The sequence below is a fragment of the Streptomyces griseoruber genome (assembly GCF_001514205.1).
Classification (GTDB): Bacteria; Actinomycetota; Actinomycetes; order Streptomycetales; family Streptomycetaceae; genus Streptomyces; species Streptomyces griseoruber.
On the sequence record NZ_KQ948764.1, the window covers coordinates 1 to 23,638 of the forward strand.

The window sequence follows — 23,638 nt, forward strand, 5'->3', positions numbered from 1 at the left end:
CACCCTCTCGGGCTTTCCTCCGGGCTTCCCTTCGGTGTTTCCGACTCTATCAGACCTTTTCAGTGTCCGATTCCCTGTCGGCGGGATTGTCTTCCGGCTTCCGGCTTTCGCCTGTCGGCCTTTCGACATTCACTACGTTAGCCGATTCCCTCGGCAACTCATAATCGAGTTCCTGCGAGTTCGAATTCAGGCATGCGGGCATGCCGAAAACGATCCCGCTGAGGGATGTCGTAGGTAGTGGGTTGGCCGCTTCCGGCTGCTGGCGAATGCCGTACCCGGTTCAAGCGGCTCGGGCTACGTTACGCCCCCGTCAAAGGCGAGTCAACTTCGGCGGCGCCTGGGGACGTGCGCGCGGTAAGGGCTCACGGTCGGGTCGTCGGCCGCCCAGAAGCGCCAGGGGTGGACGTCCCCGTCGCCGCCCTCGCCGGCGACCCCGGTGCGGGGACCGTTGCATACCTGGTCGGAGGGGATCGGCATGCCGGTCAGCAATCTGAGGGGGGTGTCGTCCGGGGCGCACGCGTCCGTGCCGTCGAGGGTGCGGTCCACGTCCAGGGCCGTGGCCAGGCGGGCGGGGCCTTTGGCCAGTTCCTTGTCATTACGGGCCGAGAGTCGACGTTTGCGGGCCAGCTCCGCGCCCTCGATCACCTCGCCGGCGCGGAGCAGCACCGCGCTCGCCCTGCCGTCGGGGCCGCAGACGAGGTTCATGCAGTGCCACATGCCGTAGGTGAAGTAGACGTACACATGTCCGGGGGGACCGAACATCACCTCGTTGCGGGGCGTGCGGCCTCGGTAGGCGTGGGAACCCGGGTCGTTCGGGCCGTCGTAGGCCTCGACCTCCGTGAGGCGGAGAGTGATCGGACCGTCGGGCGTCGTACGGACGAGGAGGCGGCCGAGGAGGTCGGGGGCGACCTCCAGGACAGGGCGGTCGAAGAAGGCCCTGGAGAGAGGCGTACGGTCGGGGGTCGCGATCATGCCCTCCGAGCGTAGTGGAGAACGAAGGGTGCGCCGGGGTGGTCAGCGGGCACTCGGCTTGCCAGGGTGTGGGACGCGGAACCGGCCAGGTCCGGATCGCGTTTCTAGGGATCAAGGGATCCCGTCAGAAGTAGTCGTAGAGGGAGAGTCATGGCGTTCAAGAAGCTGCTCGCGAGTCTGGGGGCCGGCGGGGCTTCGGTCGAGACGGTGCTGACGGAGGTCAACGTCGTCCCGGGCGGTGTGGTCCAGGGCGAGGTGCGGATCCAGGGCGGTTCCGTCAACCAGAACATCGAGGGACTGTCCGTCGGGCTGCAGGCCAAGGTCGAGGTCGAGAGCGGCGACCAGGAGTACAAGCAGGACATCGAGTTCACCAAGCTGCAGCTGGGCGGTGCCTTCGAGCTCCAGGCGGGTGCGGTGCACGCGGTGCCGTTCGGTCTGGAGATCCCCTGGGAGACCCCCGTCACGATGATCGACGGGCAGGCGCTGCGCGGGATGCACATCGGTGTCACGACGGAGCTGGCGATCGCCCGCGCGGTGGACTCCGGGGACCTGGACCCCATCAACGTGCACCCGCTGCCGGCGCAGAAGGCGATCCTGGACGCGTTCCTCCAGCTCGGCTTCCGGTTCAAGAACGCGGACATGGAGCGCGGGCACATCCGGGGTACGCGGCAGAAGCTGCCGTTCTACCAGGAGATCGAGTTCTTCCCGCCGTCGCAGTACCGGGGGCTGAACCAGGTCGAACTGAGCTTCGTCGCCGACGAGCACGCGATGGACGTCGTGCTGGAGATGGACAAGAAGCCGGGGCTGTTCAGCGAGGGGAGCGACACCTTCCGGTCCTTCCAGGTGGGTCTGCACGACTACCACGCGACCGACTGGGCGGCGTACCTCAACCAGTGGCTGTCCGAGGTCGGCAGCAAGCGCAACTGGTTCTAGGCTCGGCATCACCGAGTTCCATCAGCATTCGTTCAGGAGGTACCGAGGTGACCGAGCTCAAGCGCCGGCCGCTCCCCCATGACTTCCACCCGCCCGTGCCGTCGTTCACGGTGACGAGCGAGGACGTCGAGGAGGGTGCGACGCTCAAGGCCGCGCAGGTCCACGCGCAGGGGAACACCTCGCCGCAGCTGCGCTGGGAGGGTTTCCCGGCCGAGACCAAGAGCTTCGCCGTGACCTGCTACGACCCGGACGCCCCGACGGGCAGCGGGTTCTGGCACTGGGTCCTGTTCGACATCCCGGCCTCGGTGACCGAGCTGCCGGCGGGGGCGGGCAGCGGCACGTTCGAGGGGCTGCCGGAGGGTGCCGTACAGGCGCGCAACGACTACGGCGGCAAGGACTTCGGCGGTGCCGCGCCGCCGCCCGGGGACGGCCCGCACCGGTACGTCTTCACGGTGTACGCGGTGGACCAGGAGAAGCTCGGTCCGGATGCCGACGCCTCGCCTGCCGTCGTCGGGTTCAACCTGCGGTTCCACGCGATCGCGCGCGCTCAGCTGATCGGTGAGTACGAGAACCCCGCGCAGGGATAGTCAGCTCATCGTTCATTGAACGTTTGCCCGCCTCTGGTCTTGGAAGTGATCAGAGGCGGGCATTTTTTATTGCGTTGTCCATCTCGGCGTGCCCGTCCAGAGTTGATCCGAGCTCGCCGCAGGGCGGGCAGATGCAATGGGGAGGTGGGCTGGATGCGTGACACGCTGGTCCTGAACGCGAGCTTCGAGCCGCTGTCTACGGTGACGTTGAACCGAGCTGTCGTCCTGGTGCTCCAGGACAAGGCCGTCGTCGAGCAGGCCCACCCCGAACTGCGTATGAGGGGCGCCGATGTGGACATACCGGCGCCTCGGGTGATCCGACTGTGCAGGTACGTACGGGTGCCGTTCCGAAGACAAGCGCCTTGGTCGCGGAGGGGGGTGCTGGTCAGGGACCGGCACCGGTGCGCGTACTGCGGTCGCCGGGCGACCACGGTGGACCATGTGGTGCCCCGGGCGCAGGGTGGTCAGGACACCTGGCTGAACACGGTGGCGTCCTGCTCGGAGGACAACCACCGTAAGGCGGACCGGACTCCGGAGCAGGCGGGGATGCCGTTGCTGCGGGTGCCGTTCGAGCCGAGTCCTCAGGACGCGATGCTGCTCGCGCTCGGGCAGGACGACTTGGCTGCGCTGCCGGAGTGGCTGTCGCTGGACGCGGCCTAGCTGTTCGCCGTAAGGGGTGCTGTCCCTCGTCGGCCGCGGGTTCGTCGTGGCTTGTCGCGCAGTTCCCCGCGCCCCTTGAGCAGGTGGGGTGCGGGGAACTCTGCTGTCAAGAGCCGTCAGTCGATCGACGGCTTCTCGCGGCGTTCCGGGATCTTCTTGTCCGAGCCGCCGTTGCCGGAACCGCCGCCCATGGCGCCGAAGTTGCCCATCGCGCCGGAGAGGCCCTTGAGGGCGTCGCCGATCTCGCTGGGGACGATCCAGAGCTTGTTGGCGTCGCCCTCGGCGATCTTCGGGAGCATCTGGAGGTACTGGTAGCTGAGGAGCTTCTGGTCCGGGTCGCCGGCGTGGATGGCCTCGAAGACCGTACGGACGGCCTGGGCCTCGCCCTCGGCGCGCAGGGCGGCGGCCTTGGCCTCACCCTCGGCGCGCAGGATCTGGGACTGCTTCTCGCCCTCCGCGGTGAGGATCGCGGCCTGGCGGGTACCTTCGGCGGTGAGGATCGCGGCGCGCTTGTCACGGTCGGCGCGCATCTGCTTCTCCATCGAGTCCTGGATGGAGGTCGGCGGCTCGATGGCCTTCAGCTCCACCCGGTTGACGCGGATGCCCCACTTGCCGGTGGCCTCGTCGAGGACGCCGCGCAGGGCCGCGTTGATCTCCTCGCGGGAGGTCAGGGTGCGCTCCAGGTCCATGCCGCCGATGATGTTGCGGAGCGTGGTGACGGTGAGCTGCTCGATCGCCTGGATGTAGCTGGCGACCTCGTAGGTCGCGGCGCGGGCGTCGGTGACCTGGTAGTAGATGACCGTGTCGATGTTGACGACCAGGTTGTCCTGGGTGATCACCGGCTGCGGCGGGAACGGCACGACCTGTTCACGCAGGTCGATGCGGTTGCGGATGGTGTCGATGAACGGGACCACGATGTTGAGGCCCGCGTTCAGGGTGCGTGTGTAACGGCCGAAGCGCTCGACGATGGCGGCGCTCGCCTGTGGGATGACCTGGATGGTCTTGATCAAGGCGATGAAGACCAACACCACCAGAATGATCAAGACGATGATGACCGGTTCCATCGTGCGTCCCCGTCCCCTTCTCCGCTTCTCCGCCACGAGCGCTTTCGGAAGATCCTACGTTTGTGAAGATCTTGCTGGTCGAGTCTGACAGACCGTCGCGTACCTCGGGAGGCCTTCGCCTCACTTGCGTAGTGCGGGAGTTGTGCAAGGTCAGATGACGATCGCCGTGGCCCCCTCGATGTCCACGACGTCGACTTCCTCACCGACTTCGTACGCGCGGTCCGTGTCGAGGGAGCGAGCCGACCAGATCTCTCCGGCGAGTTTGATCCGACCGTTCCCGGAACCGTCGACGCGCTCCAGCACGACGGCCTGTTTGCCCTTCAACGCGTCCACTCCGGTGGCGAGTTGGGGGCGCTGTGCGCTGTGCCGGGCCGCGATGGGGCGCACCACGGCGATGAGGGCGACCGAGACGACGATGAACACGAGGACCTGGGCGACCGCGCCGAGGCCGAGGCCGGCGCCGATCGCGGCGGCGACCGCGCCCACGGCGAGCATGCCGAACTCCGGCATCGCGGTGACCACGAGCGGGATTCCGAGCGCTGCCGCGCCGACGAGCCACCAGACCCACGCGTCGATGTCGTTCACAGGGTCATGGTAGGACCGTATGTCCCGTTGCGGACAGGGCGCACGGGGTCAGGAACGGGGCAGGGCCGCCGTGGGCCCCGGGGCGGGGTCAGGACAGCGGCAGGCCCTGGGCGGTCCAGCGGTCGCCGACCTGTTCCACGACGAGCGGGAGTCCGAAGCAGAGCGAGAGGTTGCGGGAGGTGAGTTCGAGCTCGACGGGGCCCGCGGCGAGGACCTTGCCCTGGCGGATCATGAGGACGTGGGTGAAGCCGGGGGCGATCTCCTCGACATGGTGGGTGACCATGATCATCGAGGGGGCGATGGGGTCGCGGGCGAGGCGGCCGAGACGGCGTACGAGGTCCTCGCGGCCGCCGAGGTCGAGGCCGGCGGCGGGCTCGTCCAGGAGGAGCAGTTCGGGGTCGGTCATCAGGGCGCGGGCGATGAGGGTGCGCTTGCGCTCGCCCTCGGAGAGGGAGCCGAACGTGCGGTCGAGGTACTCGCTCATGCCGAGGCGGTCGAGGAAGGCGCGGGCGCGCTGCTCGTCGATGGCCTCGTACTCCTCCTGCCAGGCGGCCGTCATGCCGTAGGCGGCGGTGAGGACGGTCTGCAGGACGGTCTGGCGCTTGGGGAGCTTCTCGGCGAGGGCGATGCCGGCCATGCCGATGCGGGGGCGCAGTTCGAAGACGTCGGTGCCGGGGGCGCCGAGGGTCTCGTCGAGTACGGAGACGGTGCCCGAGCTGGGGAAGAGGTAGGTGGAGGCGATGTTGAGGAGGGTGGTCTTGCCCGCTCCGTTGGGACCGAGGATGACCCAGCGCTCGCCTTCCTTCACGGACCACGAGACCTGGTCGACCAGAGCCCTGCCCTCGCGGACCACCGATACGTCCTGAAGCTCCAGAACATCGCTCATGAGCGCGTTGTCTCCCCTTGCAGTGTGGCCGGTCTCGGTTGTCGCGGGTGCCTGTGGCTGGACCGCCGCGCGCGGGTGGGCGCGGCCCCTCGGGAAAATCTACGCCACCGGCCGGGTGGGCCGTTCCATCGGTCCGGTCCTTAGGGTGGGGGGATGATCTCGGAACCGCGCTCTGGTCGCCTTGCCGCTTGGGGAAATGCCCTTTTGGCCGGACTTGTCTCGCCGGACGACGCCGTGCTCGCCGTCGTCGGGGAGGACGCCGTGCACCGGGTGTTCGGGCTGCCCGGTGAGTCGGCGCCCGTCGGGCTGACGCTGGCGCTGGGCCGGCTGCGGGCGCTGGGGGTACGGGGGCTGCGGGTGGCGCTGCCCGCGCCGGGGCATCCGCTGGGCCTGAGCGGGCCGCCGGAGTTCAACGCGCGGGCGCTGGAGGCCCAGGAGGCCGTGGTCTGTCACGGGGTCGCGCTGGGGCTGGTGCCGGAGGTGGACGAGGCCGGGCCCGCGGGCGACGTCCATGTCGAGGTGGTGTGGCACTGTCTGCCGGTGCGGGAGGCTCCACCGGCCGATGTGCCGTCGCTGGGTGAGGCCGAGCGGGAGCTGGCGGAGGCGTTGCGGGAGGCCACGGCGGTGCTGTCGAGGCTGGATGTGGCGGGGTCGGGGCCGGTGGCGGAGGCGGCGATCGACGCGTACCGGGCGCGGGCCGAGCGGGGGCGGGAGGTGCTGGCGCCGGGGTATCCGCCGCGGGCGGTGCGGGTGCTGGAGCTGGCGCGGCGGGTGGGGTTGCTGGTGTCGCTGGCGGTGGATCGGGGGCATGGAGGCGCGGTGAGTTCCTCCGAGATGGCGGCGCGGGCGGAGGCGTTGCGGCCGGTGGAGCGGACGGCTCGGCGGGCGCAGGTCGCGGCTTACAACGCGTATGTGGAGGAGCAGGAGCGGGGGTGACCGTCGGGGGTGGCTGAACGGACTCGTCCTCAAGCGCCGGACGGGCTGGGTCGTGCCGGTCTGTGCTGCCCGGGGCCCGCACGGGCAGGGCCCCTCACGCCCTGTGCCGTGAGGGGCCCTGTGTCGTCGGCGCGGGTCAGTTGGTGATGCCCGTGTTGCCGAAGGCCGGGTTCAGGGCGGCGAGGCCGTTGAGGGTGTTGCCGACGATGTTGACCGGGATGTGGACCGGGATCTGGACGGTGTTGCCCGAGGCGACGCCCGGCGACTTCACGGCCGCGCCCTCGGCGCCGGAGTCGGCGGCAGCGACGCCGGCCGAGGCACCGGCGGCCACACCGGCGACGGTGAGGGCCACAGCAGCCTTCTTGGCGATGTTCATGGGTTGCGATCCTCCTGCGTGTGCGTGTCCGACCCGGCCACGGGTCGTGCGCTGATCAACGGGGAGTGATCGGGAACGGTGCGGGAGACCGTGGGGGAACGGCCCGTTCGGATCATTCGCTCGACAGGGCTATGGAGTGACAAGCGGACCGGGCTGTCTCTCAGCGGGCCACTCCGTGCCGTACGGCCCACAGCGCGGCCTGGGTGCGGTCGGCGAGGTCGAGTTTCATCAGGATGTTCGAGACGTGGGTCTTGACGGTCTTCTCGGAGAGGACCAGGGCGCGGGCGATCTCACGGTTGGAGCGGCCGTCCGCTATCAGGCCGAGTACCTCGCGCTCCCGTTCCGTGAGGGAACCGCCTCTGCCCTGGCCCGAGTTGGTCTCCTCCTGGGAGAGCAGGGCGCCGGCGACCTCGGGCTGGAGCAGGATGTGGCCGGCGTGGACCGAGCGGATGGCGCCGGCGAGGGCGTCGGGGTCCACGTCCTTGTAGACGTATCCGGCGGCGCCGGCGCGCAGGGCCGGGACCACCGTGCGTTGTTCGGTGAAGCTGGTGACGATCAGCACGCGCGCGGGGTTGTCGAGTTCACGCAGGCGGCGCAGGGCCTCGACGCCGTCCATGCCGGGCATCTTGACGTCCATGAGGACGACGTCGGGCCGGAGTTCCTCGGCGCGCTGGACTCCTTCGGCGCCGTCGGCGGCCTCGCCGACGACCTCGATGTCGTCCTGGACCTCGAGGAAGGTGCGCAGACCGCGGCGGACGACCTGGTGGTCGTCGACGAGCAGCACCTTGATTGCGTCAGCCACCGGGGGCCTCCATCTCGATCGTGGTGCCCTTGCCGGGCGCCGATTGCACCGTCAGGCCGCCGCCGATCCCGCCGGCCCGGTCCCGCATCGAGACCAGGCCGAGGTGACGGCCGGCTCTGCGGACCGCCGTGGGGTCGAAGCCCGTGCCGTCGTCCGTGACGCGCAGGACCGTGTCGGGGCCGCGTTTGCGGAGGGTCACGTCGACGTGCTGGGCGCCGGAGTGGCGCAGGGCGTTGTGCAGGGCTTCCTGGGCGACCCGCAGCAGGGCCTCCTCCTGGGCCGCGGGCAGGGCGCGCACGCCGTGGCTGGTGAAGGTGACGCGCGCGGTGTGGGCGCGGTCGAGGACCTGGATCTGGGTGCGCAGGGTGGCGACGAGGCCGTCCTCGTCGAGGGCGGCGGGGCGCAGTTCGACGACGGCGGCGCGCAGTTCGTCGGCGGCTTCGGCGGCCAGGGTGGCGACCTGCTGGAGCTCGCCCTTGGCGCGGGAGGGGTCGCGGTCGACGAGGGCGGCGGCGGCCTGGGCGGTCAGGCGCAGGGAGAACAGTTTCTGGGCGACGGCGTCGTGCAGTTCGTGGGCCAGCCGGGAGCGTTCCTCCGCGATGGTGAGTTCGCGGCTGCGTTCGTACAGGCGGGCGTTGGTGAGGGCGATGGCCGCGTGCTGGGCGAGGATGGCGAGGAGCTCCTCGTCCTCCTCGGTGAAGCCGCAGCGGCCCTCGGGCTTGGGGCAGTTCTTGTTCGCGAGGAAGAGGGCGCCGATGACCTCGTCGCCGTCGCGGATGGGCAGGCCCAGGAAGTCGGACATGTCGGGGTGGGCGGAGGGCCAGCCCTCGAAGCGGGGGTCCTTGCGTACGTCGGCGAGGCGCTCGGGGCGGGCCTCCCGGAGCATCGAGGCGAGGATGCCGTGCTGGCGGGGCAGGGGGCCGATGGCCTTCCACTGCTCGTCGGTGACGCCGTCGACGACGAACTGGGCGAAGCCTCCGTGGTCGTCGGGGACGCCCAGTGCGGCGTACTGGGCGTCGAGCAGCTCGCGGGCGGAGGCGACGATCGTCTTGAGGACGTCGCGCACCTCGAGATGCCTGCTCATGGCCAGCAGCGCGGAACTCACCGCGGCGAGGCCGGACCGGGGACCTTGACTCATGTCTTCACGGTACCGGCGGGGTGTGACAGCCCGGATCCGACCTGTGACGGCCGGGGGTAGGGCGGGGGTCCTAGGCCGCAGGTCCCCGGTCCCTCGGCGTAGGGCGCCCGGACGGGGTGCGCGGGCGTACGTCGAAGGGCCCGGCGGACCCGGTCCCGCGCCGGAGGCGGGGGCGTGGGTCCGGTTCCTAGGTTGGGGTCACCGCCGAGCGGAGGCGGGCTGACGAGGGGACGGTTGTCATGCCGGTAGCGATCATCACGGGGGCCTCGAAGGGACTGGGGCGGGCGCTGGCCGAGGCGCTGGCCGCGCGGGGCTGGGATCTGGTGCTGGACGCGAGGAACGAGGGGGTGCTGAAGGAGACGGCCGCCCGGGTGTCGGGGCACGGGACGGAGGTCCGGGCGCCGGCGGGAGATGTCACGGATCCCGCGCACCGGTCGGCGCTGGTGGCGGCGGCCCGGCGGCTGGGCGGGTGCGATCTGGTGGTGAGCAACGCGAGCGCGCTGGGTGCCGAGCCGCTGGTACGGCTGGACGAGCTGCCGCTGGAAGGACTGCGGCGGGCGCTGGAGGTGAACGTGGTGGCGGCGCTGGGGCTGGTCCAGGAGGCGCTGCCGTTGCTGCGGGCGGCGCGGGCGGGCGCGGTGATCACCGTGAGCTCGGACGCGGCGGCCGAGGCCTATGAGACCTGGGGCGGCTACGGGGCGTCGAAGGCGGCTCTGGACCACCTCGCGGCGGTGCTCGGCGAGGAGGAGCCGGGGTTGCGGGTGTGGGCGGTGGATCCCGGGGACATGGGCACGGACCTGTACGCGGCGGCCGTACCGGACGACGACGATCCGCGTCCGGAGCCGGGCAGTGTGGTGCCGGCCTTCCTGCGGCTGCTGGACGAGCGTCCGGCGAGCGGGCGGTACGCGGCTCCGGCGCTGCTGGAGGGACGGCGATGACGCTGGCGGTGAGGGTGCCGGAGGAGCTGTCGGCGCGGGTGCCGGCCGAGCAGCGCGGGCCGGGGCGGCAGCGGGACGACGTACGGCTGCTGGTGTCGCGGGGGACGGAGCCGGCGCATCACGCGTTCCGGGAGCTGCCGTGTCTGCTGCGGGCCGGGGACCTGCTGGTGGTGAACACCTCGCCGACGCTGGCGGCGGCCGTGAACGGGCGGATCGCGCACGCGCGCGTGGTGGTGCACTTCTCGACGCGCGGCGACGCGGCGTACGGCGGTGCGGCGCGGTGGGCGGTCGAGCTGCGGGATCCGGACGGGAGGGGAACGACACGCGCGCGTGCGGGAGGGCCCGCCGGGACGGAGGTGCGGCTGCCCGGGGGTGTGCGGCTGACGCTGGAGGAGCCGCTGAGCCCCGGGAGCGGGCGGCTGTGGTGGGCACGGGCGGCCGGTGGGGCGGGGGCCGGCGGCCGGGGCGCGGCCGACGTACCGGGGCTGTTGCGGGAGCACGGGCGGCCCATCCGTTACTCCTACACGGAGCGGGACCAGCCGTTGTCCGTGCATCAGACGGTGTTCGCGCTGCCGTCGGCCGACGGTGCGGGCAGCGCGGAGATGCCGAGTGCGGCGCGGCCCTTCACGGCGGGGCTGGTGGCGGAGCTGGTGAGCCGGGGGGTGCAGTTCGCGCCGGTCGCGCTGCACACCGGGGTGGCTTCGGCGGAGGTGCACGAGCCGCCGTATCCCGAGCGGTTCTCGGTGCCGGAGGCCTCGGCGCGGCTGATCAACGCCGTGCGGGCCGGGGACGGGCGGGTGATCGCCGTGGGGACGACGGCCGTGCGGGCGGTGGAGTCGGCCATGGGGCCGGACGGGGTCGTACGCGCGCGTGAGGGGTGGACGGACCTCGTGGTGACGCCCGGGCGCGGGGTGCGGGTGGTGGACGGGCTGCTGACCGGGCTGCACGAGCCGGAGGCCTCGCATCTGCTGATGCTGGAGGCGGTGGCGGGGCGGGCCGCGATCGACCGGGGGTACGAGGAGGCGCTGCGGGGGCGCTATCTGTGGCACGAGTTCGGGGACGTCCATCTCCTCCTGCCGGAGGAGGGTCCGGCAGAGGGCCCTCACGGAGAGCATTGCTTCAGCAACTGCCCGTGAGAACGAGGGTGGGGCGATGTGAGGCCTCGCATAGGGCGCACATCACGTACTACGGCACATAGGAGAGAAAGCGGTCCCTTGCGAACGGGGCAGACATTCCAGTCTGTCCCGTTTTGCCCTTCCCTGATCCACTACCCGGGATCGTAGGTCACACCTTTGCCTGGGCATTTTGCGGCCGCTAAGAATTGCTCTCGTCGCTCAGCGCCGCGGGTTTCCGCCGCGGCGTTCGTTCGTGCCAAGAGCACCGTGTCCACCGTCGGACGAGCGACCTCCGCGCTCCTTCGAAGAGGTCATTCGCCATGCCCAAGAACACTCACAAGATCGCGATCGTCGGTGCCGCCACCCTCGGTGCGGCCGCCCTCGCCTTCTCCGTGGTGCCGGCCGACGCGCACACGACCACGACGGACGCCGTCTCCTCGGCCCGGGTCGCCTACAGCACCGAGCCGGTGCAGGGCGTGAAGGGCACGGTGACCGACCAGCTCGCCGGCTCGAACCTGAAGATCGAGGCCATCGAGGCGAAGAAGAAGGCCGCGACGGACGCCGCCGCGCAGAAGAAGGCCGCCGCCGAGGCGGTGCGCAGGGCCGTCGCCGCGAAGAAGCAGGCGGCCGCCGAGGCCGCCCGCAAGGCCGCCGCCGCGAAGGCCGCCGCCGCGCACAAGGCGAAGCAGGCCGCGAGCCGCTCCACGCACCGCGTGACGGTGAAGCCGGTCGCCGCCAAGAGCTACGCCAACAACCTCGACGGCTGGATCCGTGAGTCGCTCCACATCATGAAGAAGCACGGCATCCCGGGCTCCTACGAGGGCATCAAGCGCAACATCATGCGGGAGTCCTCCGGCAACCCGAACGCCATCAACGACTGGGACATCAACGCCGTCAACGGCGTCCCGTCGAAGGGCCTGCTCCAGGTCATCCCGCCGACGTTCACCGCCTACCACGTCGCCGGCACCTCCTGGAACATCTACGACCCGGTCGCCAACATCACCGCCGCCTGCAACTACGCGGCCGACAAGTACGGCTCCATGGACAACGTCAACAGCGCGTACTGATCCTTCGTCCGCACGGACGCACGGACGCACACACACGCACACACGCACGCCGAAGGGCGGCACCCCGGTCCGGGGTGCCGCCCTTCGCGTCGTTCGGGACGGACTACTTGCGCATCACCTCGGGCTCGTGCCGGCGCAGGAAGCGGGCCACGAAGAAGGCGCAGATCACACCGAGGGCGATCAGCGCGATCATGTCCAGGCTCCAGGCACCGACGGTGTGCTCCCACAGCGGGTCGTTGTCGCCGCCGTCCTTGGGCGGGCTGATCTTGTTGAAGTCCAGCGTGGCGCCGGCCGCGCCGACCGCCCAGCGCGAGGGCATCAGGTACGAGAACTCGTTGACGCCGATCGAGCCGTTCAGGGCGAACAGACAGCCGGTGAAGACCACCTGGATGATCGCGAACATGACCAGCAGCGGCATGGTCTTCTCGGCCGTCTTCACCAGCGAGGAGATGATCAGGCCGAACATCATCGAGGTGAAGCCCAGCGCCATGATCGGCAGGCACAGCTCCACCAGCGGGGCGTTGGTGAGGATCAGGCCCTCCTCCGGGATCTCCCGGCTGGAGAAGCCGATGACACCGACCAGCAGCCCCTGGATCACGGTGACCAGGCCGAGCACGAACACCTTGGACATCAGGTACGCCGAGCGCGACAGGCCGGTGGCCCGCTCACGCTCGTAGATGACCCGTTCCTTGATCAGTTCACGGACGGAGTTCGCCGCGCCCGCGAAGCAGGCGCCGACCGCGAGGATCAGCAGGACCGTGGTGGCCGTGCCGTTGGGGATGATCCGGCCGCTCTTGGGGTTGACCGGGTTGGGCAGCAGGCTGTTGCCCGAGTCGATGAGCAGGCTCACCGCGCCGAGGACGACCGGCAGGATCACCGACAGGGCGAGGAAGCCCTTGTCCGACACGATCACCGAGGTGTAGCGGCGCACCAGCGTCATGAACTGCGACATCCAGCCCTGCGGCTTCGGCGGCTTCATGGCCTGCATGGGCGGCATCTGTACGGACTGCGGCGCGACGGCGTCGATGTCCGCGGCGTACATCTGGTAGTGCTGCGAGCCCTTCCAGCGGCCCGCCCAGTCGTAGTCGCGGTAGTTCTCGAAGGCGGAGAAGACATCGGCCCAGGTGTCGTAGCCGAAGAAGTTCAGCGCCTCCTCCGGCGGGCCGAAGTAGGCGACCGCGCCGCCCGGCGCCATCACCAGGAGCTTGTCGCACAGCGCCAGCTCGGCCACCGAGTGGGTGACCACGAGGACCGTGCGGCCGTCGTCGGCGAGGCCGCGCAGCAGCTGCATGACATCGCGGTCCATGCCCGGGTCGAGGCCCGAGGTGGGCTCGTCCAGGAAGATCAGCGAGGGCTTGGTGAGCAGTTCCAGGGCCACCGAGACGCGCTTGCGCTGGCCGCCGGAGAGGGAGGTGACCTTCTTCTCCTTGTGGATGTCCAGCTTCAGCTCGCGCAGCACTTCGTCGATGCGGGCCTCGCGCTCGGCGGCCGTGGTGTCGGCCGGGAAGCGGAGCTTGGCCGCGTACTTGAGGGCCTTCTTGACGGTCAGTTCCTTGTGCAGGATGTCGTCCTGCGGGACGAGACCGATGCGCTGGCGCAGCTCGGCGAACTGCTTGTAGAGGTTCCGGTTGTCGTAGAGGACATCGCCCTGGTTGGCGGGGCGGTAGCCGGTCAGCGCCTTGAGCAGCGTGGACTTGCCGGAACCGGACGGTCCGATGACCGCGATCAGGGACTTCTCCGGGACGCCGAAGGAGACGTCCTTGAGGATCTGCTTGCCGCCGTCGACCGTGACGGTGAGGTGGCGTGCGGAGAAGGAGACCTCACCGGTGTCGACGAACTCCTCGAGCCGGTCGCCGACGATCCGGAACGTCGAGTGGCCGACGCCGACGATGTCGGCCGCGCCCAGGAGCTGGGTGCCGCCCTTGGGGATCGGCTGACCGTTGACATAGGTGCCGTTGTGCGAGCCGAGGTCGCGGATCTCCATGCTGCCGTCGGGCATGGAACGGAACTCGGCGTGGTTGCGGGACACCTGGAGGTCGGAGACGACCAGCTCGTTCTCCAGGGCACGGCCGATGCGCATGACACGGCCGAGGGAGAACTGGTGGAACGTGGTCGGGCTGCGGTCTCCGTAGACCGGCGGCGCCCCCGCGCCCCCACCGGACACGTTCTGCGCGTACGGCTCGTTCGGCCCCGGCTGCTGCGGGACCTGCGGCGCGGCCTGCGGCGGCGGCTGCCAGCCGGCCTGCGCGGCCTGCGGCTGGGCGGCCGGCGGGGCGGCCCAGCCGGGGTTCGCGGCCTGTGCGGCGTAAGGCTGCTGCTGAGGCTGTGCCGCGGGCTGCGCGACCGGCGCCTGCGCTCCCGACAGGGTCACGCGCGGGCCGTCGTTGGCGTTGCCCAGGTGCAGCGCCGAGCCGGGGCCGATCTCCAACTGGCTGATCCGCTGCCCCTGCGCGAACGTGCCGTTCGTGCTGCCGTGGTCCTCGACGACCCAACTGCGGCCGTTGAAGCTGACCGTGGCGTGGCGCCAGGAGACCCTGGCGTCCTCGAACACGATGTCCCCCTGCGGATCACGTCCGAGGGTGTATGACCTGGACGGATCGAGCGTCCAGGTACGTCCGTTCAATTCCAGTACGAGTTCCGGCACTCCATGCCCCATGAGTAGTCCCCCGAGTTACCCCCATCACAGGGAGTCTAGGGATGTCGAACATCGTCGGGAACTATTTCAGTACGGGCCCCCTGACCGAAAGTCGGGCCTGGGGACGAGCTTGCACGAGCACATCGGCCGTTCCCGTTGACGGGGTTGAAATCGCCCCGGAGAGTGGTAAACGCACGCGAGGGGGACGGATACGGCGATCTTCGCCGAACCGCACCGCGGATCGGGGGGTCTGCATGAGTGCCGGCACTGGGGTGGAGAGCAACGGGCACGCGGGGTACGGCGGCGGTGTGCCGTGGGTGGACGTGGCGCTGGCCGCGATCGCCTCCGTGAGCTGGGCATTGATCGGGATGGCGGGGACCGCGGCGCTCGGTCTGCATCTGCTCGGGGCGGACACGGCGGGCTCGTTGGGCCCGATGACGGCGGCGGTCGTGGCACTGGGGGCAGGTGGTTCGGTCACGCCGTCGGGCGATGTGTCGGCCTTCGGCCTCACCGGAGCCGAAGCAAACACCGCCATCGAGATCACGCCACTGGGGGTGAGCCTGGTCGGCGCGCTGCTGCTGTCGTGGTTCTTCCTACGGTCCCTGCGCGCGGCCGGGGTTGTCGTCGCCCCGGCCGAACTCCTCGCCCGGGCGGGCGCGGTGGTCGCGCTGTTCGTGGCGATGCTGGGCGGGCTGGCCTGGGCGGGGCACGACGTGATCACCCTCGACGGCGGCGCGCTGGGCCTGGACGACCTGCCCGGCGGAGGCGGCGGTGGGGGCGGCGGCGGCCTGGAGATCCCCGGGCTCGGTGACATCGGGGGGCTGCTGCCCGACCGGATCGGGGATCTGATCGACGCGAAGGCGGCGGTCGGCTTCACCGTCGACACGGCGCCCACCCTGCTGGGCGGGCTCCTCTGGTCGGCGGGGATCCTGCTGATCGCCCTGCTGGCCTCGCGCCGCACGCCGCTGCCGCGCGGGTGGGAGGCGGTGCACCGGGTGGTGCGGCCCGCGGTGTCCGCCGTGGTCACCGTGGTGCTGGTGGCCGTGGCGGCCGGGCTCGCGGCGGCGGCGTACGCGGCGATCGGCGACGACCATCCGAAGCGGATCGCGGGAGCGGCGCTGCTCGGCGCGCCGAACGGGGTGTGGCTGGGTGTCTCGATCGGCCTGTTCGTCCCCTGGGACGGCCGCGCCACGGGGGCCCTCACGCAGGTCCTGCCGGACCCCCTCGACAGGCTCCTCTCCGTCGGCACCGACCAGCCGGTCACCCTCGGCCGCCTGGCCGGCCTGGAGGGCCGTGTGTGGCTGCTCGCGGTGGCCACGGCCGTGATGATGCTGTTCGCGGGGGTGCTGGTGGCGGTGCGGACGCCGGTCGGGGTGGCGGCGGGGGCCGGGGGGCGCGGCTCGCGGGGGGCCGGGGTCCGGGGTTTCGTCGGGGGGTGTGCCGTACGGCTGGGGGCCGTGACCGCGGTGGCGGTGCCGTCTCTCGGGCTGCTGACGGGGCTGTCCGTGGACGCTTCGCTGTCCGTGCTGGGGTTCGACGCGTTCGGGGCCGGGATCGAGCTGCGCGCGCACCTCGGTGCGGCGCTGCTCCTCGGGGCCGCGTGGGGGGCCGGAGCGGGGGCCGCGGGGGCGCTGCTGGCGTGCGCCACGGGGGCGGCGGGACGGCGTGCCGCGCCGTTGGCACTCAGTGACGTGACGGGGGCGGGTGGGGCGTACCCGGGCGAGGGCGGGGCCGCGCGGCCCGCCGGGGCAAAGGCGGGGCCGTATGCCCCGAGTGCGTCGTACCGGGCGCCGAACCCCGCGACCAATCCGTATCTCCGGGTGCCGGACGGGCTGCGGGAGCCGGACGGGCCGCGGGAGCCGGAGGACGCGCGGCCCGGCGAGCGGCCCGGCGTGGAGCGCCCGGACGAGGGGCGGCGCGGGGGCGGGCCGGTGCCGCCCGGTGGTGACGGGCGGGCGGGGCCTTCGGCCGGGGGGCGGCGGTCAGGGGATGTGTTCGGTGCGCCGACCGTGGTGGGACCGGTCGGGCCGGTCGGGCCGGCTCCTCGGCGGCCCGGGGGCCCCGCCGGGGACGACGGGCCGCCTCCGCCTCCCCCTCCTCCTCCCCCGCTGCCGCCGAAGCGGCCTGAGCGCCCCGAGCGGCCCCGGTGACCGGGGGGCGAGGGCTCCACGGGGCCGATCGGCGGAGTTCATGAAGCCGACATCACCGGTTCGCCCAGTGTTCCGTGTCCGCTGGACGGACCTCTGAGGCGAAAGGCACTGGGTGCCGGATACGGTGGGATACATCATGAGAGCTTCGCAGACTTCGCCGACCTCGTCCTCTGATGCCCCCACGCTCCTTGTCAAGATCTTCGGCAAGGACAGGCCCGGCATCACGGCCGGTCTCTTCGACACCCTCGCGGCCTACTCCGTCGACGTGGTCGACATCGAGCAGGTGGTCACGCGTGGCCGGATGGTGCTGTGCGCGCTCGTGACCGCGCCACCGCGGTCGCAGGAGGGTGACCTCCGCCGCACGGTCCACAACTGGGCCGAGTCGATCAAGATGCAGGCAGAGATCATCTCGGGTCTCGGCGACAACCGTCCGCGCGGCCTCGGTCGCTCCCTGGTGACCGTCCTCGGTCATCCGCTGACCGCGGAGGCCACCGCCAAGGTCGCCGCCAAGATCACCAAGGCCGGCGGCAACATCGACCGGATCTTCCGGCTCGCCAAGTACCCCGTCACGGCCGTCGAGTTCGCGATCTCCGGGGTGGAGACCGGGCCGCTGCGCACCGCGCTGGTCACGGACGCGCGGGTGCTCGGGGTGGATGTCGCCGTGGTGGACGCGGGTCTGCACCGGCGGGCCCAGCGGCTCGTCGTCATGGACGTCGACTCGACCCTGATCCAGGACGAGGTGATCGAGCTCTTCGCGGCGCACGCAGGCTGTGAGGACAAGGTCGCCGAGGTGACGGCGGCGGCGATGCGCGGTGAACTGGACTTCGAGCAGTCGCTGCACGCGCGCGTGGCGCTGCTGGAGGGGCTGGACGCCTCGGTGGTGGACAAGGTGCGCGCCGAGGTCCGGCTGACGCCGGGCGCGCGCACACTGATCCGTACGCTGAAGCGGCTCGGCTACCAGGTGGGGGTCGTCTCCGGCGGCTTCACCCAGGTCACCGACGATCTGAAGGAGCGGCTGGGGCTGGACTTCGCCCAGGCCAACACGCTGGAGATCGTCGACGGCAGGCTGACCGGCCGGGTCACCGGCGAGATCGTGGACCGGGCGGGCAAGGCGCGGCTGCTGCGCCGGTTCGCCGCGGAGGCGGGCGTACCGCTCTCGCAGACCGTGGCGATCGGCGACGGCGCCAACGACCTGGACATGCTGAACGCGGCCGGTCTCGGGGTCGCCTTCAACGCCAAGCCGGTGGTGCGCGAGGCGGCGCACACGGCGGTGAACGTGCCGTTCCTCGACACGGTCCTGTATCTGCTGGGCATCACCCGCGAAGAGGTCGAGGCGGCGGAGACCCACACCGAGTAGCACCTCGTACGTCGAGGAGGCCTCGGAGGACAGGCAGGGCCCGGTACCGATGGGTGCCGGGCCCTCGCTCGTGCCGGACGGGTCACTCCTCGGGCGCCCAGTAGTCGGTGAGCGTGGCGACGGCCGGCTCCAGTGACTTCCAGGAGCCGTCGAAGGTGAGGACGGCGAAGGAGGAGGCCGGGAAACCGCGGCGGCTCATCCGCTCGTGGGCCTCGCTCTCGGCCGAGTCGGTCAGGATGTCGGTGAGGGCGTGGACGCCGGGGTTGTGGCCGATCAGGATGACGTTGTGCACGTCGTCCGGGGTCTCGTTGAGCAGGGCGATCAGCTCGCCCGGGGAGGCCTCGTAGATCCGCTCCTCGTAGACCGTTTTCGGCCGGTGCGGGAGTTCGTGGACGGCGAGCTTCCACGTCTCCCTGGTCCGGACCGCGGTGGAGCACAGCGCCAGGTCGAGGGGAATGCCGCTGTCGGCCAGTCTGCGTCCGGCGACGGCGGCGTCCTTCCGGCCCCGCTCGGCGAGCGGGCGCTCACGGTCGTTCACCTGTGGCCAGTCGGCTTTCGCATGCCGGAAGAGGACGATCCTGCGGGGTTCTGCGACGCTCATGCGTCCCAGCTTCGCATGAAACAGGCCATGGGGCGCAGGGAGTTGACATGGGGCTTTGCCGCTCGCCCCGGGGGTGTGGAGTGCGTCCGGGGCGTGCTCGTCACGGCTGGCGCGCGAGGAGTAGCTGCACGCGCTCGACGAGGTGGGTGATCGCCGGGTCGCTGCCGGCGGCGTGGGCGTCGGAGGGGTTCAGTATCAGGACGAGCAGGGTGATGAAGGCGAGCGTCGGCAGGGCGAGGGCCCACCAGGGCAGCCGGGCGTCGATCCGGGCCCGGGTGGCGGTCGGGCGGGGCCGGGTGAGCACAGGGGCCGACATGGATGCCTCCGGTCGTCTTCGAGCGGTCCGTGGTCCGCGTCGTGCGGCCACATCTCGAAGCTACGGAATCGGCGGCCCGCAACCCATCCGGTGATCCACCCACTTGACCCTGACCCTCACCCCCTAGGGGACAGGGGGGTTAACCCCACCCTCAGGGTGCGGCGATCGTGGCGATGACGGCGATGATCACGAAGATGGCGAGGAACGAGCCGAAGACCATCAGCATCTTCTTCTGGCCGTTCTGGGGGTTCGGGTCGAGCACCATGCGCCCAGTGTCGCACCCGTGGTCCGCCGCACGGCCGCCGGGGTCAGCGGGCGGCCGCCTCCTCCTCCACCGTGCGGGGGCGGCCCGCCAGGACGCCCACGGCCATCTGCGGGAGCATGAGTGCCGCCATGAGCGCCAGGGGCGGCCCCCAGCCGCCGCTGTGCTGGTAGAGCACGCCCACCAGGAGAGGGCCCGGGATCGAGATCAGATAGCCGGTGCTCTGCGCGAAGGCGGACAGCTGGGCCACGCCCGCGCCGGTCCTGGCGCGCATGCCGACCATGGTGAGGGCCAGCGGGAAGGCGCAGTTGGCGACGCCGAGCAGCACGGCCCAGGCCCAGGCTCCCTCCGCGGGCGCGAGGTACAGACCGGTGTAGCCGGCGAGGCCGCAGACACCGAGCACGACGACGATCGGGCCCTGCCGCGGCAGCCGGGAGGCGACGCGCGGGATGACGTAGGCCAGGGGCACGCCCATCGCCATGGTGACGGCGAGCAGCAGACCGGCCTCGCCCGCGGACACGCCCGCGTCCCGGAAGATCTGGGCCATCCAGCCCATGGTGATGTAGGCGGCGGTGGCCTGGAGCCCGAAGAAGACGGCGAGCGCCCAGGCGGTGCGGCTGCGGGTGATGCGCAGCCGGTCCGGTAGCTCCCCGCGCGCGTGCGCGGCGGCCGGCCCGCCGGGCGCCGGCTCCGGGGCGGGTGTCTTCGGCCGCTGCCGGTGTTCCCGGGCGAAGAACAGCCACGGCGGTACGGCAGCGGCGGCCAGGCCCGCCCACAGTGCGAGACCGGGCCGCCAGCCGCCGCCCAGTGCCTCGGTCAGGGGCACGGTGAGCGCGGCGGCGGCCGAGGTGCCGAGGGCGAGGGCCATCGAGTAGAGGCCGGTCATGGAGCCGACCCGGTCGGGGAAGTGGCGCTTGACGATGACCGGCATCAGGACGTTGCTGACGGCGATGCCCATCAGGGCGAGGGCACTGGCGGCCAGGAACCCGGCCGTACCGCCCGTGTACGGCCGTATGAGCAGGCCCGCGGTGATCGCCGCCATGCCCGCGCAGACCACCGCGCCCGGGCCGAAGCGGCGGGCGAGGCGCGGGGCCATGACGCCGAACACGGCGAAGCACAGCGGGGGCACGGAGGTGAGGAGCCCGGCCATGCCGCCGCTCATGCCGAGTCCGTCGCGGACCTCCTCCAGGAGCGCGCCGAGGCTGGTGATGGCGGGCCGGAGGTTGAGCGCGGCCAGCACGATGCCGGCGATGAGCAGCCGGGTGCGCCACGCGTGCGTGCCCGTGCGCGTGGCGGAGGCGGCCACCGGCGTACGGGTGGGCGGGGGTGTCGTCGTGCTGATCGTCCTGGTGTCCTCGCTGGCCATGCCGCCCATCATAGAATGATGGGATGAATGCCTGTCCAGTCCTGTGACGCCCTGTGAGAAGGTGTGCCATGCCCCTGAGCCATCCCCGTCGCTCGGCCCTCTCCGAGCAGGTCATCGCCGAGCTGCGCCACCAGATCACCTCGGGCGAGTGGCCGGTCGGCTCGCGGATCCCCACCGAGCCCGAGCTGGTCGAGCAGCTCGGCGTCGCCCGCAACACGGTCCGTGAGGCCGTGCGCGCCCTCGCGCACAACGGGCTGCTGGCCATCCGGCAGGGGTCGGGGACGTATGTCGTGGCGACGAGCGAGCTGGCGGGCGTGATGCACCGGCGGTTCGCGGACGCCGACCCCCGGCACATCGCCGAGCTGCGCTCCAACCTGGAGTCGGGGGCGGCGCGGCTCGCGGCCGAGCGGCGCACGGAGAAGGACCTCAAGCAGCTGGACGCGCTGCTGCTGCGGCGCGAGGAGGCCTGGGAGTCGGGGGACGCGGAGGCCTTCGTGGCGGCCGACGCGACCTTCCATCTGGCGGTGGTGGCCGCCTCCCACAACGACGTCATGACCGCGCTCCACGCCGACCTGGGCGAGGTGCTGCGGGACTGGCTGCGTGAGGACGTCGGCGACGAGCTGACGCCGGAGACGTACATGGACCACACGCGGCTCGTGGACGCGATCCGCGCGGGCGACGCGGAGACGGCCGCGGCGCAGGCGGCCGGCTATCCGCTGTCCTGCCGTCCGGGGCGGATCACGGGGTCCGGCGAGGGCTGAGCGCGGACCGGTCACACATGGTCGGTCACACCTTCTCGTGGGTGATCCAGGCCCTGCCCACCTCCTTCCAGCAGCGCCCGGTGAGCCGTACGGTCAGGGCGGGGCCGGCGTCGACGGGGGTGCCGTCGGTGTCGAGGTCCCACCAGCGCGCGCACTCGATGTGCAGGGTGACGCGGTCGGTGTCGGCGTAGGGGTTGTGGCAGTGGGCGACGACATGGGAGCCGTCGACGGTGATGCGGCACTCCGCGCCGAAGGGGTCGGGATGCTCGTGGGGCAGTGCCTCGTGGGGCGCGCAGAGCACGAGCGCGACGGCGGCGGTCACTGGGGCGAGAGCTCGGAACAGACGCACAAGGGAACCTCCTCGGCAGGGCTGGGGAGGGCTGCGCGGAGGTGGACGCGCACTTCATCGTGCCTGTTCGCGGGCGTGTCCCGCCCGGCCTGATAGGCCGGACGGGTGACACGGAAGGGGGGTGGCGTCAGGCGCCGATGGCGTGCAGACCGCCGTCGACGTGGATGATCTCGCCGGTGGTCTTCGGGAACCAGTCGCTCAGCAGGGCGACGATGCCCTTGCCGGCCGGCTCCGGGTCCTTCAGGTCCCACTCCAGCGGGGAGCGGGTGTCCCACACCGCGGCCAGGTCGCTGAAGCCCGGGATGGACTTGGCGGCCATGGAGCCGAGCGGGCCCGCGGAGATCAGGTTGCAGCGGATGTTCTGCTTGCCCAGGTCACGCGCGATGTAGCGGCTGGTGGCCTCCAGGGCGGCCTTGGCCGGGCCCATCCAGTCGTACTGCGGCCAGGCGTACTGCGCGTCGAAGGTGAGACCGACGACCGAGCCGCCGTTCTGCATCAGCGGCAGGCAGGCCATGGTCAGCGACTTCAGGGAGTACGCCGAGACGTGCATGGCCGTGGCGACCGACTCGAACGGCGTGTTGAGGAAGTTGCCGCCGAGCGCGTCCTGCGGCGCGAAGCCGATGGAGTGCACGACACCGTCGAGGCCGCCGAGCTCCTCGCCCACGACGTCGGCCAGGCGGCCCAGGTGCTCGGCGTTCGTCACGTCGAGCTCGATGACCTTGGTGGGCTTCGGCAGCTTCTTGGCGATGCGCTCGGTCAGCGTCGGCCGCGGGAACGCGGTCAGGATGATCTCGGCACCCTGCTCCTGGGCCAGCTTGGCGGCGTGGAACGCGATGGAGGACTCCATCAGCACACCGGAGATCAGGACGCGCTTGCCCTCGAGAATTCCGCTCATGGTGATCAGTGACCCATTCCCAGTCCGCCGTCAACGGGGATGACGGCTCCAGTGATGTACGAGGCGTCGTCCGAGGCGAGGAACCGCACCGTCGCGGCGATCTCCTCCGGCTGCGCGTACCGGCCGAGCGGGACCTGCGAGACGATGCCCGCGCGCTGCTCATCGGTGAGCACCTTGGTCATGTCGGTGTCGACGAAGCCGGGCGCGACGACGTTGAACGTGATGTTGCGCGACCCCAGCTCACGGGCGAGGGAGCGCGCGAAGCCGACGAGGCCGGCCTTGGACGCGGCGTAGTTGGCCTGACCGGGCGAGCCGTAGAGCCCCACGACCGACGAGATCAGGACGACCCGGCCCTTCTTGGCGCGCAGCATGCCGCGGTTGGCGCGCTTGACCACGCGGAAGGTGCCGGTGAGGTTGGTGTCGACGACCGAGGTGAAGTCCTCCTCGGACATGCGCATCAGGAGCTGGTCCTTGGTGACGCCGGCGTTGGCGATCAGGACCTCGACGGGGCCGTGCTCGGCCTCGATCTCCTTGTAGGCCTGCTCCACCTGCTCGGCGTCGGTGATGTCGCACTTGACGGCCAGGCAGCCCAATGCGGTGAGGGCCTGCGGCGGTTCGCCCGAGCGGTATGTGATCGCGACCTTGTCGCCGGCGTCGGCGAACGCGCGGGCGATGGCGAGGCCGATGCCCCGGTTTCCTCCGGTGACGAGAACCGAGCGGCTCAACGGATCACCCTTTCGATAGGGGTCTGACACACCTGCCCGGGACCTGGACGGCAGGCGGCTTCCCTCGAAACCTATCGGTCCGGCCACGCGCGCGGACATTCGGGCACCGACAGTGGGGCACGGGACTGACTGTGGGGTCCCTACAGAAACTTTGCGGGAGGG

25 protein-coding genes are annotated in these 23,638 nt (G+C 71.1%); 10 read left to right on the top strand and 15 right to left on the bottom strand.

What is annotated here, in order from left to right:
- Window positions 1-321 precede the first annotated feature (321 nt).
- Complete coding sequence (locus tag AQJ64_RS04345; RefSeq protein ID WP_055638674.1) at window positions 322-972, bottom strand: DNA-3-methyladenine glycosylase; 651 nt, start codon at window positions 970-972, stop codon at window positions 322-324.
- 150 nt (window positions 973-1,122) lie between these two features.
- On the opposite strand from AQJ64_RS04345, the gene AQJ64_RS04350 reads away from it, so the two are divergent.
- The 3 genes from AQJ64_RS04350 (at window position 1,123) to AQJ64_RS04360 (ending at window position 3,152) form a co-directional block, all read left to right on the top strand.
- A complete protein-coding gene (locus tag AQJ64_RS04350) occupies window positions 1,123-1,905 on the top strand; it encodes a sporulation protein (RefSeq protein ID WP_055638675.1) in 783 nt (260 codons plus the stop codon).
- Between the two features lie 47 nt (window positions 1,906-1,952).
- Window positions 1,953-2,492 (top strand): YbhB/YbcL family Raf kinase inhibitor-like protein, encoded by a 540-nt coding sequence (locus AQJ64_RS04355; protein WP_055638676.1) that lies wholly within the window; start codon window positions 1,953-1,955, stop codon window positions 2,490-2,492.
- A gap of 153 nt (window positions 2,493-2,645) precedes the next feature.
- Window positions 2,646-3,152, top strand: a complete 507-nt coding sequence (locus AQJ64_RS04360) for an HNH endonuclease (RefSeq protein ID WP_055638677.1) — start codon at window positions 2,646-2,648, stop codon at window positions 3,150-3,152.
- Between the two features lie 116 nt (window positions 3,153-3,268).
- On the opposite strand, the gene AQJ64_RS04365 is transcribed toward AQJ64_RS04360, so the two are convergent.
- The 3 genes from AQJ64_RS04365 to AQJ64_RS04375 all read right to left on the bottom strand — a co-directional run bounded on the left by AQJ64_RS04365 (window position 3,269) and on the right by AQJ64_RS04375 (window position 5,687).
- Window positions 3,269-4,216: an SPFH domain-containing protein gene (locus AQJ64_RS04365; protein ID WP_055638678.1), complete on the bottom strand. Its 948-nt coding sequence runs from the start codon at window positions 4,214-4,216 to the stop codon at window positions 3,269-3,271.
- A 150-nt stretch (window positions 4,217-4,366) separates the two neighbouring features.
- Entirely contained in the window at window positions 4,367-4,801 is a 435-nt protein-coding gene (locus tag AQJ64_RS04370) for an NfeD family protein (protein ID WP_055638679.1), read from the bottom strand.
- 88 nt (window positions 4,802-4,889) lie between these two features.
- Window positions 4,890-5,687 (bottom strand): ABC transporter ATP-binding protein, encoded by a 798-nt coding sequence (locus AQJ64_RS04375; protein WP_055638680.1) that lies wholly within the window; start codon window positions 5,685-5,687, stop codon window positions 4,890-4,892.
- A gap of 153 nt (window positions 5,688-5,840) precedes the next feature.
- On the opposite strand from AQJ64_RS04375, the gene AQJ64_RS04380 reads away from it, so the two are divergent.
- The gene (locus tag AQJ64_RS04380) at window positions 5,841-6,623 is read left to right on the top strand and encodes a hypothetical protein (protein ID WP_059202414.1); all 783 of its coding nucleotides are present in this window, start codon (window positions 5,841-5,843) and stop codon (window positions 6,621-6,623) included.
- Between the two features lie 136 nt (window positions 6,624-6,759).
- Here AQJ64_RS04380 and AQJ64_RS04385 read toward each other — a convergent pair whose 3' ends face one another.
- From AQJ64_RS04385 to AQJ64_RS04395, 3 genes are all read right to left on the bottom strand, one after another.
- The gene (locus AQJ64_RS04385; RefSeq protein ID WP_059202415.1) at window positions 6,760-6,999 is read right to left on the bottom strand and encodes a chaplin; all 240 of its coding nucleotides are present in this window, start codon (window positions 6,997-6,999) and stop codon (window positions 6,760-6,762) included.
- A gap of 160 nt (window positions 7,000-7,159) precedes the next feature.
- Window positions 7,160-7,801, bottom strand: coding sequence for a response regulator (locus AQJ64_RS04390; RefSeq protein WP_055638755.1), 642 nt, complete (start codon window positions 7,799-7,801; stop codon window positions 7,160-7,162).
- Entirely contained in the window at window positions 7,794-8,939 is a 1,146-nt protein-coding gene (locus AQJ64_RS04395) for a GAF domain-containing sensor histidine kinase (RefSeq protein ID WP_055638756.1), read from the bottom strand. The genes AQJ64_RS04390 and AQJ64_RS04395 overlap by 8 nt, the downstream gene beginning before the upstream one ends.
- Window positions 8,940-9,178: 239 nt before the next feature.
- On the opposite strand from AQJ64_RS04395, the gene AQJ64_RS04400 reads away from it, so the two are divergent.
- From AQJ64_RS04400 to AQJ64_RS04410, 3 genes are all read left to right on the top strand, one after another.
- Window positions 9,179-9,877, top strand: coding sequence for an SDR family NAD(P)-dependent oxidoreductase (locus tag AQJ64_RS04400; protein WP_055638757.1), 699 nt, complete (start codon window positions 9,179-9,181; stop codon window positions 9,875-9,877).
- On the top strand, window positions 9,874-11,013 hold the full coding sequence (locus AQJ64_RS04405; protein WP_059202416.1) for an S-adenosylmethionine:tRNA ribosyltransferase-isomerase: 1,140 nt from the start codon (window positions 9,874-9,876) through the stop codon (window positions 11,011-11,013). Before AQJ64_RS04400 ends, AQJ64_RS04405 begins: the two co-directional genes overlap by 4 nt.
- A gap of 299 nt (window positions 11,014-11,312) precedes the next feature.
- The gene (locus AQJ64_RS04410) at window positions 11,313-12,059 is read left to right on the top strand and encodes a transglycosylase SLT domain-containing protein (RefSeq protein ID WP_059202417.1); all 747 of its coding nucleotides are present in this window, start codon (window positions 11,313-11,315) and stop codon (window positions 12,057-12,059) included.
- A gap of 103 nt (window positions 12,060-12,162) precedes the next feature.
- Here the strand turns inward: AQJ64_RS04410 and AQJ64_RS04415 are convergent, their stop codons facing one another.
- Complete coding sequence (locus tag AQJ64_RS04415; protein ID WP_059202418.1) at window positions 12,163-14,715, bottom strand: ABC transporter ATP-binding protein/permease; 2,553 nt, start codon at window positions 14,713-14,715, stop codon at window positions 12,163-12,165.
- A gap of 233 nt (window positions 14,716-14,948) precedes the next feature.
- Here AQJ64_RS04415 and AQJ64_RS04420 point away from each other — a divergent pair, with 233 nt between their 5' ends.
- Together AQJ64_RS04420 and serB are read left to right on the top strand one after the other, a co-directional pair.
- Entirely contained in the window at window positions 14,949-16,844 is a 1,896-nt protein-coding gene (locus tag AQJ64_RS04420; protein WP_059202419.1) for a streptophobe family protein, read from the top strand.
- Window positions 16,845-16,980: 136 nt separating this feature from the next.
- Window positions 16,981-18,201 carry a phosphoserine phosphatase SerB gene (gene serB, locus AQJ64_RS04425; RefSeq protein WP_059202420.1) on the top strand — a complete coding sequence of 407 codons (1,221 nt, stop codon included), beginning with the start codon at window positions 16,981-16,983 and terminating at the stop codon, window positions 18,199-18,201.
- Between the two features lie 82 nt (window positions 18,202-18,283).
- Here serB and AQJ64_RS04430 read toward each other — a convergent pair whose 3' ends face one another.
- The 4 genes from AQJ64_RS04430 to AQJ64_RS04440 all read right to left on the bottom strand — a co-directional run bounded on the left by AQJ64_RS04430 (window position 18,284) and on the right by AQJ64_RS04440 (window position 20,758).
- Window positions 18,284-18,802 carry a SixA phosphatase family protein gene (locus AQJ64_RS04430; protein ID WP_055636410.1) on the bottom strand — a complete coding sequence of 173 codons (519 nt, stop codon included), beginning with the start codon at window positions 18,800-18,802 and terminating at the stop codon, window positions 18,284-18,286.
- A gap of 100 nt (window positions 18,803-18,902) precedes the next feature.
- Entirely contained in the window at window positions 18,903-19,118 is a 216-nt protein-coding gene (locus AQJ64_RS04435; RefSeq protein WP_055636409.1) for a hypothetical protein, read from the bottom strand.
- A 151-nt stretch (window positions 19,119-19,269) separates the two neighbouring features.
- Complete coding sequence (locus AQJ64_RS51640; RefSeq protein ID WP_099054046.1) at window positions 19,270-19,383, bottom strand: SGM_5486 family transporter-associated protein; 114 nt, start codon at window positions 19,381-19,383, stop codon at window positions 19,270-19,272.
- A 43-nt stretch (window positions 19,384-19,426) separates the two neighbouring features.
- Window positions 19,427-20,758, bottom strand: a complete 1,332-nt coding sequence (locus AQJ64_RS04440; RefSeq protein ID WP_079061471.1) for a CynX/NimT family MFS transporter — start codon at window positions 20,756-20,758, stop codon at window positions 19,427-19,429.
- 56 nt (window positions 20,759-20,814) lie between these two features.
- Between AQJ64_RS04440 and AQJ64_RS04445 the strand changes: the two genes are divergently transcribed.
- A complete protein-coding gene (locus AQJ64_RS04445) occupies window positions 20,815-21,507 on the top strand; it encodes a FadR/GntR family transcriptional regulator (RefSeq protein ID WP_055636407.1) in 693 nt (230 codons plus the stop codon).
- A 25-nt stretch (window positions 21,508-21,532) separates the two neighbouring features.
- Here the strand turns inward: AQJ64_RS04445 and AQJ64_RS04450 are convergent, their stop codons facing one another.
- From AQJ64_RS04450 to fabG, 3 genes are all read right to left on the bottom strand, one after another.
- Complete coding sequence (locus AQJ64_RS04450) at window positions 21,533-21,856, bottom strand: hypothetical protein (RefSeq protein WP_055636406.1); 324 nt, start codon at window positions 21,854-21,856, stop codon at window positions 21,533-21,535.
- 127 nt (window positions 21,857-21,983) lie between these two features.
- A complete protein-coding gene (fabI, locus tag AQJ64_RS04455) occupies window positions 21,984-22,751 on the bottom strand; it encodes an enoyl-ACP reductase FabI (RefSeq protein WP_055636405.1) in 768 nt (255 codons plus the stop codon).
- Window positions 22,752-22,756: 5 nt separating this feature from the next.
- Window positions 22,757-23,476: a 3-oxoacyl-[acyl-carrier-protein] reductase gene (gene fabG / locus AQJ64_RS04460; RefSeq protein WP_055636404.1), complete on the bottom strand. Its 720-nt coding sequence runs from the start codon at window positions 23,474-23,476 to the stop codon at window positions 22,757-22,759.
- Window positions 23,477-23,638: the final 162 nt, after the last annotated feature.

Bases quoted from the DNA above. Each gene is read 5' to 3' on its own strand.
- AQJ64_RS04345 (WP_055638674.1), bottom strand. From the start codon at position 972: ATGATCGCGACCCCCGACCGTACGCCTCTCTCCAGGGCCTTCTTCGAC.
- AQJ64_RS04350 (WP_055638675.1), top strand. From the start codon at position 1,123: ATGGCGTTCAAGAAGCTGCTCGCGAGTCTGGGGGCCGGCGGGGCTTCG.
- AQJ64_RS04360 (WP_055638677.1), top strand. From the start codon at position 2,646: ATGCGTGACACGCTGGTCCTGAACGCGAGCTTCGAGCCGCTGTCTACG.
- AQJ64_RS04365 (WP_055638678.1), bottom strand. From the start codon at position 4,216: ATGGAACCGGTCATCATCGTCTTGATCATTCTGGTGGTGTTGGTCTTC.
- AQJ64_RS04375 (WP_055638680.1), bottom strand. From the start codon at position 5,687: ATGAGCGATGTTCTGGAGCTTCAGGACGTATCGGTGGTCCGCGAGGGC.
- AQJ64_RS04380 (WP_059202414.1), top strand. From the start codon at position 5,841: ATGATCTCGGAACCGCGCTCTGGTCGCCTTGCCGCTTGGGGAAATGCC.
- AQJ64_RS04385 (WP_059202415.1), bottom strand. From the start codon at position 6,999: ATGAACATCGCCAAGAAGGCTGCTGTGGCCCTCACCGTCGCCGGTGTG.
- AQJ64_RS04395 (WP_055638756.1), bottom strand. From the start codon at position 8,939: ATGAGTCAAGGTCCCCGGTCCGGCCTCGCCGCGGTGAGTTCCGCGCTG.
- AQJ64_RS04400 (WP_055638757.1), top strand. From the start codon at position 9,179: ATGCCGGTAGCGATCATCACGGGGGCCTCGAAGGGACTGGGGCGGGCG.
- AQJ64_RS04405 (WP_059202416.1), top strand. From the start codon at position 9,874: ATGACGCTGGCGGTGAGGGTGCCGGAGGAGCTGTCGGCGCGGGTGCCG.
- AQJ64_RS04410 (WP_059202417.1), top strand. From the start codon at position 11,313: ATGCCCAAGAACACTCACAAGATCGCGATCGTCGGTGCCGCCACCCTC.
- AQJ64_RS04415 (WP_059202418.1), bottom strand. From the start codon at position 14,715: ATGGGGCATGGAGTGCCGGAACTCGTACTGGAATTGAACGGACGTACC.
- AQJ64_RS04420 (WP_059202419.1), top strand. From the start codon at position 14,949: ATGAGTGCCGGCACTGGGGTGGAGAGCAACGGGCACGCGGGGTACGGC.
- serB (WP_059202420.1), top strand. From the start codon at position 16,981: ATGAGAGCTTCGCAGACTTCGCCGACCTCGTCCTCTGATGCCCCCACG.
- AQJ64_RS04430 (WP_055636410.1), bottom strand. From the start codon at position 18,802: ATGAGCGTCGCAGAACCCCGCAGGATCGTCCTCTTCCGGCATGCGAAA.
- AQJ64_RS04435 (WP_055636409.1), bottom strand. From the start codon at position 19,118: ATGTCGGCCCCTGTGCTCACCCGGCCCCGCCCGACCGCCACCCGGGCC.
- AQJ64_RS51640 (WP_099054046.1), bottom strand. From the start codon at position 19,383: ATGGTGCTCGACCCGAACCCCCAGAACGGCCAGAAGAAGATGCTGATG.
- AQJ64_RS04440 (WP_079061471.1), bottom strand. From the start codon at position 20,758: ATGATGGGCGGCATGGCCAGCGAGGACACCAGGACGATCAGCACGACG.
- AQJ64_RS04445 (WP_055636407.1), top strand. From the start codon at position 20,815: ATGCCCCTGAGCCATCCCCGTCGCTCGGCCCTCTCCGAGCAGGTCATC.
- fabI (WP_055636405.1), bottom strand. From the start codon at position 22,751: ATGAGCGGAATTCTCGAGGGCAAGCGCGTCCTGATCTCCGGTGTGCTG.